The organism is Wolbachia endosymbiont of Brugia pahangi, from assembly GCF_012030695.1.
In the GTDB taxonomy this organism is placed as follows: domain Bacteria; phylum Pseudomonadota; class Alphaproteobacteria; order Rickettsiales; family Anaplasmataceae; genus Wolbachia.
In genome coordinates this window covers 831,438-845,920 of sequence record NZ_CP050521.1, presented here as the reverse complement: position 1 = coordinate 845,920, position 14,483 = coordinate 831,438, and the positions used below count along the sequence as shown (strand labels likewise).

General features: G+C 33.3%; 11 protein-coding genes, 2 tRNA genes and 3 pseudogenes. 7 read left to right on the top strand and 9 right to left on the bottom strand.

Translation table 11 applies throughout. From position 1 onward, the window contains the following. Nucleotides 1-6: 6 nt before the first annotated feature. Complete coding sequence (locus WBP_RS04205; RefSeq protein WP_011256908.1) at nucleotides 7-1,356, top strand: DNA recombination protein RmuC; 1,350 nt, start codon at nucleotides 7-9, stop codon at nucleotides 1,354-1,356. Between the two features lie 37 nt (nucleotides 1,357-1,393). On the opposite strand, the gene WBP_RS04200 is transcribed toward WBP_RS04205, so the two are convergent. Then, nucleotides 1,394-1,468, bottom strand: a tRNA-Arg gene (locus WBP_RS04200). Nucleotides 1,469-1,654: 186 nt separating this feature from the next. On the opposite strand from WBP_RS04200, the pseudogene WBP_RS04195 reads away from it, so the two are divergent. After that, nucleotides 1,655-1,940: pseudogene (locus WBP_RS04195) on the top strand (TrbC/VirB2 family protein). 137 nt (nucleotides 1,941-2,077) lie between these two features. Further along, a complete protein-coding gene (locus WBP_RS04190; protein WP_041571502.1) occupies nucleotides 2,078-2,407 on the top strand; it encodes a TrbC/VirB2 family protein in 330 nt (109 codons plus the stop codon). An 880-nt stretch (nucleotides 2,408-3,287) separates the two neighbouring features. Here the strand turns inward: WBP_RS04190 and WBP_RS05860 are convergent. The 4 genes and pseudogenes from WBP_RS05860 to WBP_RS04175 all read right to left on the bottom strand — a co-directional run bounded on the left by WBP_RS05860 (nucleotide 3,288) and on the right by WBP_RS04175 (nucleotide 7,346). Then, nucleotides 3,288-3,456, bottom strand: a pseudogene (locus tag WBP_RS05860) (hypothetical protein). A gap of 247 nt (nucleotides 3,457-3,703) precedes the next feature. Beyond that, the gene (locus tag WBP_RS05855) at nucleotides 3,704-3,943 is read right to left on the bottom strand and encodes a ParB N-terminal domain-containing protein (protein ID WP_225416114.1); all 240 of its coding nucleotides are present in this window, start codon (nucleotides 3,941-3,943) and stop codon (nucleotides 3,704-3,706) included. After that, nucleotides 3,940-4,785 (bottom strand): annotated as a pseudogene (locus WBP_RS06325) (ParA family protein). The gene WBP_RS05855 and the pseudogene WBP_RS06325 overlap by 4 nt, the downstream one beginning before the upstream one ends. An 80-nt stretch (nucleotides 4,786-4,865) precedes the next feature. Beyond that, entirely contained in the window at nucleotides 4,866-7,346 is a 2,481-nt protein-coding gene (locus WBP_RS04175) for a response regulator (protein ID WP_167896152.1), read from the bottom strand. A 113-nt stretch (nucleotides 7,347-7,459) separates the two neighbouring features. On the opposite strand from WBP_RS04175, the gene hemF reads away from it, so the two are divergent. The 4 genes from hemF to WBP_RS06320 all read left to right on the top strand — a co-directional run bounded on the left by hemF (nucleotide 7,460) and on the right by WBP_RS06320 (nucleotide 10,296). Further along, nucleotides 7,460-8,284 carry an oxygen-dependent coproporphyrinogen oxidase gene (hemF, locus tag WBP_RS04170; RefSeq protein ID WP_167896151.1) on the top strand — a complete coding sequence of 275 codons (825 nt, stop codon included), beginning with the start codon at nucleotides 7,460-7,462 and terminating at the stop codon, nucleotides 8,282-8,284. 1,388 nt (nucleotides 8,285-9,672) lie between these two features. Continuing rightward, nucleotides 9,673-9,744: transfer RNA gene (locus WBP_RS04165), tRNA-Glu, on the top strand. A 13-nt stretch (nucleotides 9,745-9,757) separates the two neighbouring features. Continuing rightward, nucleotides 9,758-10,108 carry a 16S rRNA (uracil(1498)-N(3))-methyltransferase gene (locus WBP_RS05845; RefSeq protein WP_246165920.1) on the top strand — a complete coding sequence of 117 codons (351 nt, stop codon included), beginning with the start codon at nucleotides 9,758-9,760 and terminating at the stop codon, nucleotides 10,106-10,108. A gap of 14 nt (nucleotides 10,109-10,122) precedes the next feature. Next, nucleotides 10,123-10,296 carry a 16S rRNA (uracil(1498)-N(3))-methyltransferase gene (locus WBP_RS06320; RefSeq protein ID WP_369799990.1) on the top strand — a complete coding sequence of 58 codons (174 nt, stop codon included), beginning with the start codon at nucleotides 10,123-10,125 and terminating at the stop codon, nucleotides 10,294-10,296. A 153-nt stretch (nucleotides 10,297-10,449) separates the two neighbouring features. Here WBP_RS06320 and WBP_RS04155 read toward each other — a convergent pair whose 3' ends face one another. The 4 genes from WBP_RS04155 to atpG all read right to left on the bottom strand — a co-directional run bounded on the left by WBP_RS04155 (nucleotide 10,450) and on the right by atpG (nucleotide 14,368). Then, complete coding sequence (locus WBP_RS04155; RefSeq protein WP_167896150.1) at nucleotides 10,450-11,676, bottom strand: DEAD/DEAH box helicase; 1,227 nt, start codon at nucleotides 11,674-11,676, stop codon at nucleotides 10,450-10,452. A gap of 43 nt (nucleotides 11,677-11,719) precedes the next feature. Then, a complete protein-coding gene (locus tag WBP_RS04150; protein ID WP_011256904.1) occupies nucleotides 11,720-11,974 on the bottom strand; it encodes a cold-shock protein in 255 nt (84 codons plus the stop codon). 175 nt (nucleotides 11,975-12,149) lie between these two features. Next, nucleotides 12,150-13,478, bottom strand: a complete 1,329-nt coding sequence (locus WBP_RS04145; protein WP_167896149.1) for a TldD/PmbA family protein — start codon at nucleotides 13,476-13,478, stop codon at nucleotides 12,150-12,152. A 17-nt stretch (nucleotides 13,479-13,495) separates the two neighbouring features. Beyond that, nucleotides 13,496-14,368: an ATP synthase F1 subunit gamma gene (atpG, locus tag WBP_RS04140; RefSeq protein ID WP_167896148.1), complete on the bottom strand. Its 873-nt coding sequence runs from the start codon at nucleotides 14,366-14,368 to the stop codon at nucleotides 13,496-13,498. Nucleotides 14,369-14,483: the final 115 nt, after the last annotated feature.

Below are 14,483 nucleotides of genomic sequence, written 5' to 3'. Positions count from 1 at the left end.
ATTCTGATGCTTTTCAATTCTATCGCTTTTGGCCTCTTTTTATTATTGTTTCTCTGCATCATTGTAAGAAAGAATAAAAAACTGAGCGGAGAAAAAATAAAATCGGCAAATCTTGAGGGTAATTTATTTAAATTGGAGCGTGAGCTTCAAGAAACAAGACAGATCTTGCAGGGTAAGGACAAAGAAATAGTAGATTTAAAAGTGAGCAATGCAGAACTTGAAGTAACTCTGCAAAAAGAACGTGAGGAGAAGAAAAAGGAAATAGAATTACTAGCAAAAGCTGAGGAGAGACTAACAAACACCTTTAAAGCACTTTCTCTTGATGCTTTGCAGACAAATAACAATAATTTTCTGAACTTGGCGAAGGAAGTAATCGATAGTAAATTAAAAGAGACAGAAAGTAATTTCAAAAAAAGGCAAGCAACGATTAACGAAGTTGTAACTCCGATAAAAGAAAAACTGGAAAAATTTGATAGTGAAATACGCGAACTGGAAAAAGAGAGAGTAGGAGCTTATGAAGGTTTAAAAGAGCAAATTGGAGCATTAATGAACCAAACTTCTAGCCTTGCTAATGCTTTAGGGAAGCCTCATATTAGAGGGAAATGGGGTGAAATACAGCTAAGAAGAGTGGTAGAAATGGCAGGAATGGTTGAATATTGCGATTTTTTTACCCAGCCATCAGTGATTGATAAAAATAAGGATAATTTACTGCGTCCTGATTTAATAATCAAAATGCCATCTGGAAAGCAAATAATAATAGATGCTAAAGTGCCGCTCGATTCTTATCTTGATGCTGTATCACAAAATGACTTACGAATACAAAAGGAAAAATTAAAGGATCATTCCTTGGCAATAAAAAAGCATATAAATGATCTGGGTAGAAAAGAGTATTGGAATCAATTTGAAAATACACCAGAACTTGTAGTTCTTTTTCTCACAGGAGAAGGGGTTTTCAGTGCAGCACTAGAGTATGAGCCTGCTTTGATAGAGATTGGAGTAGAAAAAAAAGTGATTATTGCAACACCAATCACTTTAATCGCTCTACTTAGGGCAATAGCATACGGGTGGAAGCAAGAAATGATAGCTGAAAGTGCGAAAAAAATCAGTGAGCTAGGCCACATTTTATATGAGCGAATCTGTACAATGGGTGAAAACTTTGATAATTTACGCAAGAGCTTAAAGAGTGCCGTTGATCATTATAATAAAACTGCTGGTTCACTTGAAACAAGAGTGTTTCCTGCTGCCCGAGAATTCAATAAACTTGGTATATATACAAAAAACAAAGAATTGAACGTTGCAAAGGAACTAGAGTCTTTGCCACGCAGTTTGCATGCCGAGGAATTGAGGGTAGATTAGATCTCACTCATATTTTCTGTATCTGTATTGATATTTGTGCACCCTGAGCGACTTGAACGCCCGACCTTTTGATCCGTAGTCAAATGCTCTAATCCAACTGAGCTAAGGGTGCATTTTATAAAATTAACTTTAACAGATTCTATAGCTTGACTCAATTAATTTGATTAAATAAAATGAAGCACTGCACGCCAAAGTCAAATTGATAATGTGATCAATCTACTAACTTCTTACCTTTGCTAAAATTTAATAAATGTAAGAGAAAATCTAGTATAAAAATTATTGGAGGTATAGTGAAAAAATTCTTTTGTTTATAGCTCTAATTTTCTCCTTTGCTTTTGACACGAGTGCATGACGTGCACTTCTCCTGCTGTACCAAAGGATGAAACATCAACAGTAATATGTAAAAAGTAATAGACTGTACTCACAGCATAGGTAGACCGATTGTAACAATAGTAATAATAGGTGCAACATTGCTTGCAATATTTGATAGAATGCCGTGGCCAGCTCTTTTTGCACTTGGTATATTTACTGCCGTATTTTTCAGAGCTCCTACAGCTGTAAAGGCAATAAAACAAATGCAATAGCATGTAAATAGAAACTTCTAAGTTCTGCAAATTAAAGACAGGCCTCAAAAAAGTTTTGGGTAAATGATATTTCTAGTATCATTTACTTAAATTTAATTGAAGTAAAGTAGGATAAAGTAAAAACTATTGGAGATGTAATGAAAAAATTTTTTCTACTTGTGGCTTTGACCATCTTCTTTGCATTTAATGCAGGTGCTCCTCCTTCTACTAATAATTTTGTTGATACAAATGATACAACATCAATAGTGATATGCAAGATAATAGGCTATGCCCATGGCATAGGTGGACCGATGATAACAATAGTAATAATAGGTGCAGCTTTGCTTGCAATATTTGGTAGAATGCCGTGGCCAGCTCTTTTTGCACTCGGTGCATTTACTGCTGTGTTTTTTGGTGCTCCTATAGTTGTTTCAAAAATAATGCCAAACGCTGGTGTGACTTGTGAAAATGGTAATGTAAAGCCATAGAAACCATTAGAGGCACAAAACGTAATGCAGCAGGACAATATTCCTAATGATTGAGACAGTAGGGTAAAAAATAGTGCTTCTTTTAAGCACTATATTTTTATTACATCATAAACCTCTGTTGAGGTTTCTTTCACTTGAAAGTAGCAGATTCAGCCACTTTCAGTGTTCATAGTATTTCCACAAAAATAGATGATATACAGATAAGATTTCTGGATTTCAGTGCTAAGTAGTGAAATTATACTATTTATTGTGTTTTACAAAAATAAATTATTTTTACAGAGCTACTTGGCTTCATGAATTGCAACTGGCTATAAATATTAAGAAACTTACCAAATAAAAAAAGGCAAAAGATTCCCTGTTAGCTGGTTATTTACTATCTATTTTATAATGTTAGCATTTTTTAATGTTTTTAGCGCTTAGTAGGCACAATTCATGACATTAGGCAAACAACTCTACTATAGAAAAAGTTCAGAAAGAATACAACAAAAACACCCTAGAAATTAAGTGCACACACTAAAAATATACCACTCTAGACTTTGACTTCCGATAGGCTTTAAATTATGAAACAACTTTATTATTGATAATAATAAAGCTGGCAAAGTTTATTAAGTATTTTTTGCATTTCTATGAGCTTGCTTGGGTGACATCAACAGTTATATTCTATATTATATTTTGCTCTGCTGGCAGCTATACCTCAAGTTTTCTATTCAAAATTTTTGGTGTTAAATCTAATTCATTTGGATTATTGTATCATAATTTTCCCCCTTGGAATTATTATTATTAATTTTGATCTTTAAACCAAGCTCTGAGAAAATATAGCGTCCTCTACTACTGCTATGTCTTGGTTTTAAGTGTATTTTCGTTCTTTTTAGCTGCTATTTCAATGCAAGTCTTTTATCAATTTTTTAGTTTGTCTAACACTCAAACTCTGAGAAACTATTTTTTCTGTGATACTTCCTGCATTTTCAATATTAGTTAGCGCTCTTGCATAACTCATAGACAACTTTTTCGTTGATCATCATTTTCACACTGTTGGGGAGCGACAACATCTTAGTCATATTGGTTATATAACTGCGGCTTTTGCCTGTAGCTAGAGCTAGTTATTCATATGTGTAGAAAAATTTACCTATTAATTTTCTATATGATCACCTTTTCTATAGGGTTAATATCTTGCCTCTGTATGTTCTTAATAATGGATAATTCCAAGCATTCTTTATCACTCAAATCTTTTACAATAACCGAAGCGCTATCGAGATTTGCAATCTTGCCTGCTCACCAACAACATTTCCCAGCTATTTATTTCATAGCTATCTTTAAATTTGAACCTTTACGTACCACGATAGGCTGTATTGTGCCATTTTCCTCTATTGAACTTGCAGGTTCTTTCAATGATTCTTCATCAAAGTATTTCCTTGGCTGAAACTTGCTTGGGTGCAGTAATGAAATGGATAAATACTCTTGTCGATCTTCTTTATTGTCATAGTTGTCACCTGTAAGACCAGCAAGACCTCTGCCCGAGCTCTTTTCATCCTTCATGCTGTATTCTTACTTATTACCAGCTTCTTTTCTTTACAGCTGCTAGCATGCTTTTTCAAAAATTCCTTTGCTAAACCTATATATGCTTACGCACCAAAACATTTAAGATCATACACAATGGCTAGCTTCCTTTGAGAAGGTGCGCTTCTAACAGTCTTACATTGCATAGAATGATAGTCTCATACAACGGAATAATAGTTTTTTATACACCTTATTATTTAGGTACTGATAAATGTCATCTTTAATCTGTCCTCTAAGTTTGTTACGTCTGTTATACATTGTTAGCAAGATTCCTCTATGTTAGAAAAGGGTTTAGGCTATTTCTTTTTATTAGCTCTACAGTTTTAACTAATGACTTAGCCTCTCCAAAGCAAAAATTCACACTGAAGAGGAACAATAATAGAATCAGCAACCGTCAAAACATTGATAGTAAGCAAGCCAAGTGATGGAGGGCAATCAATAATTGTGTACTCATAATCATCGCATATTTTCTCTAATGCATTCTTTAGCATAAACTTTCCCCGTTCAAGTTGTAATAATTCAATTTCTGCAGCCGGTAGATCAATTACTGAAGAAATTAGCGGTGAATTTGGAATTTCCTTTATATTGAAAATTGCTGATCTTATGAGTTTATTTTCGCTATTTAGTAATATTTTATATATATTTTTCTCTTCTCTACTACGATAAGAAATTCACTAACTAGTATTAGCATTTCCTTAAGGATCAAAATCTACCAATAAAGTACTTTTTCCTACAGCAGCAAAAGCTGTCGATAAATTTATACTAGTTATAGTTTTGCCAACTCCACCCTTTTGATTTACTATTGCAATAACCTTGCTCACGTCCTTTGTCTTATGTGTAGAATAACTCTCTATATATATGCTAAAAACTTTTGCATTAGAAAATTTTTTTGTGCCTAAAATTAAACCGCTTTTTTTGCTTTATGTAGTACACTTTGAACTTTATTTCCTAATTCACTTAGAGTAAATGGCTTTGGTAAAAAGTGAAAATCTTCTATATTAATGTTATCGTTTTTCAAAAATGCATCTTCTGTGTATCCAGAAATAAAAATAACGTTGATATCCGGCCTGTGAATTAGAGCTTCTTTGACTATCTCTGGACCGCTGACTTCTGGCATTATTACATCGGTGATTATTAGATCTATATGTTGATTTTTTTTACTTATTATTTCTAACGCTTTGCTGCCCATACTAGCTTCTATTACATCAAATCCTTTTCTTTTTAGTGCCTTAGTAATGAACTCCCTTACTGAGTCTTCATCTTCAATTAATAAAATTATACCATTATCTTTCACTTCATTTACTACTGGTTTCTCTATTTCTTCACTACCCTTCTCTCTATGATTCTCATCTGATATGTAAACCATAGGCAAAAATATGCTAAATTTAGTTCCACAATTTACTTCACTGGCAACATAGATATACCCCTCAGTTTGTTTAATAATACCATATACAGTAGAGAGACCAAGACCTGTACCAGAGGTAATATCTTTGGTAGAAAAAAATGGATCAAATACTTTTTCAACTGTATCACTCACCATACCACATCCCGTATCAATTACTTCAATCATAACATAATTTCCATGTTCAATCGCTTCCTTGTCTGGAGAAAACATACCCTGAGGTGTAGAATTTAATGAATCAATCTTTTTATTAAAAGTTCGTATAGTTAGCTCTCCTCCTTTTTCCATAGCAGCGCTAGCATTGACTGCTAAGTTAAGTATAACTTGCTCTAATTGTCCTTGGTCAGCCCTAACCATACCTAAATCTCTACCATAATAAGTAGTAAATTTTATGTTTTCACCTATTAATCTTTTTATCATTTCACAAAGATTAGCTATTGTACTATTTACATCAATAATCTTTGGTTGCATAGTTTGCCTTCTTGAAAAAGCAAGCAATTGCTTAACTAAATTTGATCCACGTTTTGCATTTTGCTGTATTTGTATTATATCTCCGAAAGATGGATCGCCAGCTGAATGCTGGAGTAAAAGCAAATCGCAAAATCCTATTATTCCAGTTAGTATATTGTTGAAATCATGTGCAATACCACCTGCTAATTGACCTATGGCTTGCATTTTTTGATAATGTTCAAGCTTTATCTCCAGGTTTTTGTGCTCAGTATTATCAACAAAATAACAAAGTATAAACATCATTCTATTATGAAGAAACTTATTGAAATATATTTTCATGTTATTATTGTTATTAAGCTGCACATCAAAGGACGCATTATTTATCCTGTTACTCAAGAAATATTCACGTATTTTCATATGATAGTCATCAGATATCAGTGTAAATATTGAGCTATTATCTGGCCCTGCAAGTTTTATTAGCGCTGTATTTTTCTTTATAAAACTACCGTTTACATCACATTGTGCAATAGCAATTGATGAATTTGCAAAACAAGGGTGTAATTGGTAATCAATAACGTTTGATTCAACTGGTGTAATAAGGCCATATATATAGCTATGATGATGTTTATCGCAAAACATAGCAGTGCTCATATAAGCCTTAAATGGAACACCATTTACAGTAAAAAACAAAATGTTATTATCAGTTGCTACATTGTTATACTTAGATTGAAATATGAAATCATTAATTGAACTGCCTTTTTCAAGTTTTTTCAATTCAAACATGTCTAAAAATCTTTTATTTACAGATAAAATTATTCCCTTAGTATTTGCAATATAAGTTCCTATATTGTGCTTTTCTATTAATTCTTCGTATACCTGTTCTTTGTTCATTTGTGTTGCTTTCAATACGAAATACCCATGTGGTCTTGCTATTGGTGCTAATGATAAATTTAAGATCTTATTACTGTTTATAGCAATTTGTGGATTATCTGGTATTGATTCACAAAGCAAAAGAAAGCTAGATATTCTACTTTTCTTGCTTAAGACAATGCGCACCTGTACAGAAGAGTTATTCTTTAGCGCTTGATATAATGCTTTTTTGTCTTTTTCTGAAATATCCCCTACTTCAAGAATCTTGCCTAGTGTAACATCATTATCTATGTAATCTTTAAACCTTTCGTAGAACCTCGCATCAGCATAAACGACATCTTCATTTTTGTGTAAAATAAGACAAAATTCTGTATTATGGTTTAGTGCATTTGCAAATATTGCATTTTGAAATTCTATGATATTAAGCAAGTATCTGTAATGTTTTACATTATATACTATAAAGAGAGTCACTAGAGTGCTAACCAATAGATTAATCTCTATATTAGTGTGCTGATCATATATATCAAAAAAGTAGAGTACTGATATTGCTACTGGAGGTAAGAACATAATAACTGCCATAATGATAACTGACATTCCATGATTCCTCAATATGAAGTCAACCCTGTTCTCTTTCTTGCTATCTATGTATCTTTTACTCATTGTGCATATAAAAATATTTCATTATATTTGTTTAATTATTATAGATTTATTAACATCTTTGATAGGTAATTACCATTTAAATCTCTTGAAATTGGTACTAGTGGCAAAATATTATGAAAGAACAAAAAATACAAGCTTTCGAATGGTTCCGTGCACTAAGAGACAGAGTTGTTGAGTCTTTCTTGTTAATTGAAGGGCAGTCACCTACAGATCCAAAAATCGAAAAGAGAAAATGGGATCGTCCAGGTGGAGGAGGTGGGGAATCTACAATCATCTATGGTGACATCTTTGAAAAAGTGGGAGTAAACATTTCAAAGGTATATGGAAAATTTGCAGATTCAGTTGTAAATGAAATTCCTGGTGCAAGTGAGAGTAATGGAGAGTTTTGGGCAAGTGGTATATCTTTAGTGTCTCACATGCAATCTCCCCTTGTTCCTGCAGCACATATGAACACAAGGTTGATATATACATCAAAACAATGGTTCGGTGGAGGAATGGACTTTACTCCAACATATAAAAACGAAGAAGATTATAAGTACATTCATGAATCAATCAAAACAACATGTGATAAATTTGACGCTGAATACTATCTAAAATTCAAGGAGCAGTGTGATAACTACTTTTTCTTACAACATAGAAAAGAGCCACGTGGTATTGGTGGAATCTTTTACGATAATCTTAATTCCGGTAGATGGGAAAATGACTTTAAGTTTACAAAAGCAGTAGGTGAAACCTTTTTAAAAATTTATTTACATATTATACGTCAACATATGCGCAAGCCTTGGACGAAAGAACAACGAGAGACCCAATTAATAAAACGCGGTAGGTATGTAGAATTCAATCTGTTGTATGACCGTGGTACAAAGTTTGGTTTAATGACGGATGGTAATCCAGATGCAATTATGATGTCAATGCCACCTCTTGTTAAGTGGATGTAGAGAGATGCTGGACGTAAAGGGCTGCTATTATTAATACAAAATAAATCGTCATAGTTAAAATTGTACAATGATAGTGAATCTTTATAGAAGAGTACAATCATGGACATAATAAACAATTTTTTAATTAGATCTGCTAGAAATAGTAACATAAAAATTATTAAACTAGCTTTAAGCCTTCATAGGGTAACAAATAATCTTAAAAAAAACTCTTTTCGAAAGTCAATCCTTTTAGCAATACAGGATTATTTAACATAAATGCGGTCAAGCTTTAAACCGTGCTTTAGAGTACTCAGTAAAGAATTTTGATTATGACGTAATGGAATTACTTATTAACTCTGGCAGCTAATGTTAATGCAATAGGCAGCGATGATATTAGAAATATAAATTTATAAATATGTAAAGAGCTCTTACTTATGAGCAAGAGGCTATATCGGTACAAGCTAAAGAATACCTCAAAAAACTATAGAGAAAAATGTTGTTTGATGCTTGGTAAATTAATAATGCATGAGTGCAATGCCTAAAAATGACAAAGAGAAGGGGAATATATTGAAGATTTTCGAAGAAAGAGAGATTTTAATAAGTTTAAAGAAGCCGTGAAGTTGAAACTCAAGGCTAACTCAGTTAGTAATGTGATACTACCTAAAGCCACGAGAACTTTTGACTACAAGCCAAAGAGTACTGGCTATGATGTTTTGCTTTTGAAATAGCCCATCTATGCTGAGGTATATAACTCTAAGGTTAGTAATTCATTAGAGAAGTATGGTTATTTCAATACATCAAGAGAGTCTACTTATGCTGAAGTATATGATCCATATAAAAATCTACTGAAAATTTGTCACTGGAAAACAACGGTTATTTTAGTATATTAGAAGAACCTACTTATTGCATTGTAGATGATCTTTTAGAGCAAAAAAGCCTGCTAGCTTAAAACAGAAGGAGCTAGGACAGTTGATCAGAGAACCTATTTGCTGAAGTAGATTTGTTCAAAAAAGGGCGGAGAGAAAAGCAAGAGATATAAAAACTAATTCAGAGACTTATCATGGGATAGTGCAAGATAAAGTAAACGAATGGCAAGAATGAATGAAACTAAACGAACAAAGTCCTAATAGGCTAATAAATCAGTGACAGACTAGTAATCGAAAAATTGAGACTAGAGAGCTGTCTTTAATGTAAAAAAAATAAAACAAAAGTATGAAAGCGGGGATTCAAGTTATGATTCTAGCTATGAATCTGATACAAAAGTTGAATAATTAAGAATAAAACCTAAAACTTTTAATTCTAAAGTAAATTCGTGAATATTGAATGTGGAATAGAAAAAGGTGTTTGTGCTTTAAAATAATTGAATTGACTTCTTACGCATAATCAATATAACTTAGTTAATTCACATTGACTCTTTCGTCTAGTGGTTAGGACATCACCCTTTCACGGTGGTAACACGGGTTCAAATCCCGTAAGAGTCATTCAAGGAGCTAAGTGTGGGTCAATCTTCAGCTTGCAAATGGTAGTCTTTCTGGTAGACTAACCTTCAATAGAAGTGTATTGTGCTATAGTAAAAAATACTACTCTAAGCAATGTAATAAAACAAGCCACTGTGAAATGGGGGCAACATGTATTCAATTCATTTTAACGGAACATACAGTGGTAAAGAATATTAATCTGAATAGAGCAAAATTACAGGCAATCGAAACTGCAGAACAATGTTGCAGAATAAGTGTGCCAGAGGTTTTACCTCCTGTTAATTTCCATGATTTACCTGACTCTCGAATAGAAGTTTTATCTTGTGTGATAAAGCAGGGTAGGAAAAATCTTCCAATGAAGTTCTAAAAAACAAAAGGAATATTGCTATTATTGTTGATCATGAAAATGGTTTTTCACATGATGAACTTAACCTTGCTGATAAATTTTATCAGAAATTAAGTTTAGGAAAAAGAATTTTAATAGTAGACACTGCCATAGTTGCTGTACCAGCTTTCGCCAATGCGAGTTATAAAATTGCATTGAGCAATAGTTAGTAGATTTATAGAAAAAGCCACTGAGTTTTGATTTATCCCTTGAACTCTTCTTTAGTAACAAAGTATCTAGCAGGTAGGTTTATGGTCCCTCAATTTTCTAAAGCATTTTTTTTACTCTGAGGTTTTTTAAGAATGGAAAAGATGGTTAATATATTAATATATTTTCTCTAGTACTGTGCTTTTCTTTTTAAAAGTACTAATCTTTTTTCTACCATACTTAATTTTTAGTGCACTTGGCCTTCTAGAAACCTTTTTACTGCTACATTTCTTAAATTGCACATTACAATCAAAATTTAGCTCTCCTTTTTTATCTGTCAGTGTAGGCAGCCTTTTTTTATCCTGAGATGTAATAAAGGACAGTGCGTACCCTTCAGCTCCAGCGCGTGCAGTTCTACCTGTGCGATGAATATAGTTAGCTTGCGATTCCGGTGCGTCATAATTGATAACATGTTGAATGTGAGGAATATCAAGGCCTCGAGAAGCAACATCTGTTGCAACCATAATTTTATTGTGACCACGACGAAAAGAGTTAATAACCCTCTTGCGCTTGCGCTGCTTCAAGTCACCATGAATTGCCAAAGCACTATGGTTATCCTTGCGCAATTTGTAAGCTAGTTGATCTGCTCTTTGCTTTGTCCTGACAAAAACAATGATCGATCCTTTACGCTGATATAATTGTGTAACAAGCTTTCCATACTTTTCTGACTCTGATGCATAAATAATTTCTTGCTTGATTTTTACAGAAGTTGTTGCTTCATTCTCAACAGAAACACGTTCTGGCTGGTTTGAGTACTTCTCAGCAAGCTTAACTATATCACCAGGAAGAGTTGCAGAAAACATAAGGTTTTGCCGCATTTTTGGGAGATATTTCATAATCCCTTCAATTTGAATTCCGAAACCCATATCAAACATACGATCCACTTCATCAAGTACAAGAGTGCTGACATTGTTAGTAATCAAAGTTTTACGCTCAATATGATCTATAATACGGCCAGGAGTACCTATTACAATTCGTGGCCTTCTCTGAAGCTGATTTAGCTGCCTGAAAATGGGCTCACCACCAATCAATAAGGCAATCTTTAGCACGGAGTTTTTTAACAAAAGCTTCCCTATTTCATTTGTTACCTGCTGCGCAAGCTCTCTGGTTGGTACAATAACCAAAGCTGTACTAGCGTTAGGCTCACCTAATAACTTAGCAATTAACGGAATAGCAAATGCCAAAGTTTTTCCAGTTCCCGTTTGGGCAGATCCAAGAATATCTTTACCCTTTAGAGCTAAGGGAATTGCCTGTGCTTGAACTGGAGTTGGAACAGAAAAACTGTTTTTATCTAGAGCTTGCGCAAGCAATAGTGGGAGACCCATTTCATAAAAGCTGTTCACAATATATCAGCTTTACTAAGAACTTTTATCATCAAAATGCGAATTAATCTTCTAACAACTTCAAATTTATTGCAAATTTTTTTCCTTCTCCATTTCTACCGCGCTCCTCTTTGAGCTCATAGCTTACTCTTTCTCCTTTTATTCCCTTTTCCTTGTTTTCTCCTCTGAGTGAATCAGGTCTTATTCCTGAACGTTCTAGCGTACTGATATGTACAAAAATATCATTTCCATTAGCTTCTGGCTTGATAAAGCCATAACCTTTTTCAGCATTAAACCACTTTATATTACCGAATTCCATTGAAACAACTCCTAAAATTATTAACTAATACTACTAATGTGGTGAAAAACTTTGAAATTAAAATTAAGAATGCTTGAAGCTCAGTTGTTAAAACTAAACTTCCATATTCCATAGTCTACCATTAACATTACATAACCATAATACATAATTGTTATACTTGATGCAACTAAATTTTCTAATTGTTACCTGCAACTGTCATTTCACTAACTTTAATCGTTGGTGAATTAAATTGCCCACAGAAGGTTAAATCGTCCGCAACGACTAAGTTGCTAAACATGTCTTTTAAATTGCTAGCAACAGTAATCTCGTGTATTGGATACGTTATTTTACCATTTTCTATAAAAAATCCTGATGCACCTTGACTATAATCACCATTAATTAAATTAACACCAAAGCTAAATAAATCAGTTATATATACTCCCTCTTTCACTTCCTCAATTAATTCTTTAAGTGATATATTACCATTTTCGACGTAGAAGTTACTAGCTGCAGGAATGATTGCAGCATTACTTGCACGAGTTGCATTTCCAGTTGTTTCCAAGTTTAACTTTTTAGCCGAGTATAGATCCAGAATCCAATTTTGTAGTATTCCGTTTTTTACAAACGTATTTTTCCTGCTAGTTATTCCTTCTCCATCAAATGGTCTTGATTCTATGCCCCTTGGTAACAATGGGTCATCAATAATGTTGATTCTATTGTTGAAAATATGAGTATTTAAACTATTTCTCAAGAAAGAGCTGTCATTCGCAATGCTGCTACCATTTATAGCAGAAGCAAAATTTCTTACTAGCTCTTTTGCTGCTCTTTTTTCAAAAATAACTGGAAATTTACCAGTTTTAATCGTGCGTGAATTCAATTGATCAATTGCCCTTTTTGCTGCTTCTTTCCCTATTAACTCTGGCGATTTTAAATCGCCGAAGTTACATGCTATATCGTAGTCATAGCCAATCTTCATCTCACTTCCCTCTCCAGCGACAACAGAGACCTGATTAGCAAAGGTTGATTTACTAAATGAGCCGATAAAACCAGAAACAGTAGATAATACTGTATTTACTAAAACATGTGAAGAAGAGGCTCCTTCAGAATTAATAATATTTTTATGTGCAAGAGCTGAGTTTTCTGCAACTTCGACAATTTCTTTTAGATTATCAATAGTTACAACATTATTATCTAAGATACCTAAGCCTGTAGAGTAGGTACAATTATCTCTATCTATAGCAAAATTAATGTAAGGATCCTCTTGTGCATTCTTTGCCATTTCTACTACTTTGCTTACCATGTCACTAAGATTATTTAAATCGTTTGTAGAAATATACGCAGCTTTGGTTTTACCTGCTATAGCTCTAATTCCTATAGTACAATTCTTAGATTGTGATATTTGTTCAATTTTTGATAGACGTTGGGAAACGAAGATTTTGTTAGTTTCATATATTGCAACCTCTGCGTCTTGGTTTTGCTTTTTTATTAGTTTAATTATGTCTGCTGCGATATTTAATATATTCATTTTTATCCCTGAGATTTCTACAAAGATTCTGCACCACCTATCACTTCGATCAAGTCAGTTGTAATCGCTGCTTGACGAGAACAATTGTAAAGCAATGCCAACTTATTCAGCATTTCCTTAGTGTTTCTATTAGCCGATTCCATAGCAGCCATTCTAGCACTATTCTCACTCGCTGCACTTTCAAGTAAAGCAGAGTAAAGGGCAGTTACAACGTAATTTTGAATCAAAGATCGTAAGATAAATTCAGTATTTTGTGGTTCATATTTATAGTTGTAGTCTATTGTTGAATTGGTCAGATAGTCATCAATCAAAGATGAGCTTTTACTCCATGGTTTTATCGTTTCCAACATTGGCTTCTGTGTGAAGGTATTGTAAAATTTATTATAGAAAACTTTAATCCTATCATATTTACTGAGATCCATACTGTCAACTAAAGCTTCTACACGCTTTAGCGTGATCCCCTTACTGTTTTCAATTTTTAAAATGCTTTTAGAGTCGAATCTATTTTTACCTATATCAAAAGCTTTTTTACCAAGAAATACAATATCTACTTTTTTGCTACTCGCGATCAATTTATTTACATACTCTTGGCTAGATTTTGCAATAGAGGAATTAAAACTGCCGCATAAGCCACGATCAGATGCAATGATAAACACTAGATAAGAATCGCTATCGCCAGTGGTGAAGATTTTTGCCAGTAATTCCTGGTCAGCGGATGACATTATTGAAGAAATAATGTCATGCAGCTTGGATATATACAGTTTTGAATTTGATAACTTTTTTTGACTCTGTAATAACTTTGCTGCAGAAACCATTTGCATTATCTTCGTAGTTTTCTGTACAGACCTAATATTCTTAATTCTTAAGGATAATTCCTTTAAGCTCTTCATTTTGTATACAACTCTAATTTATTAAAAATATATAATTATTCATGTCAAAAAGCAAGTTCTTTTGATGTGAGAAGATATAGGGCTTTCATATTTCTCTTTATTTTTTAGTAAGGCC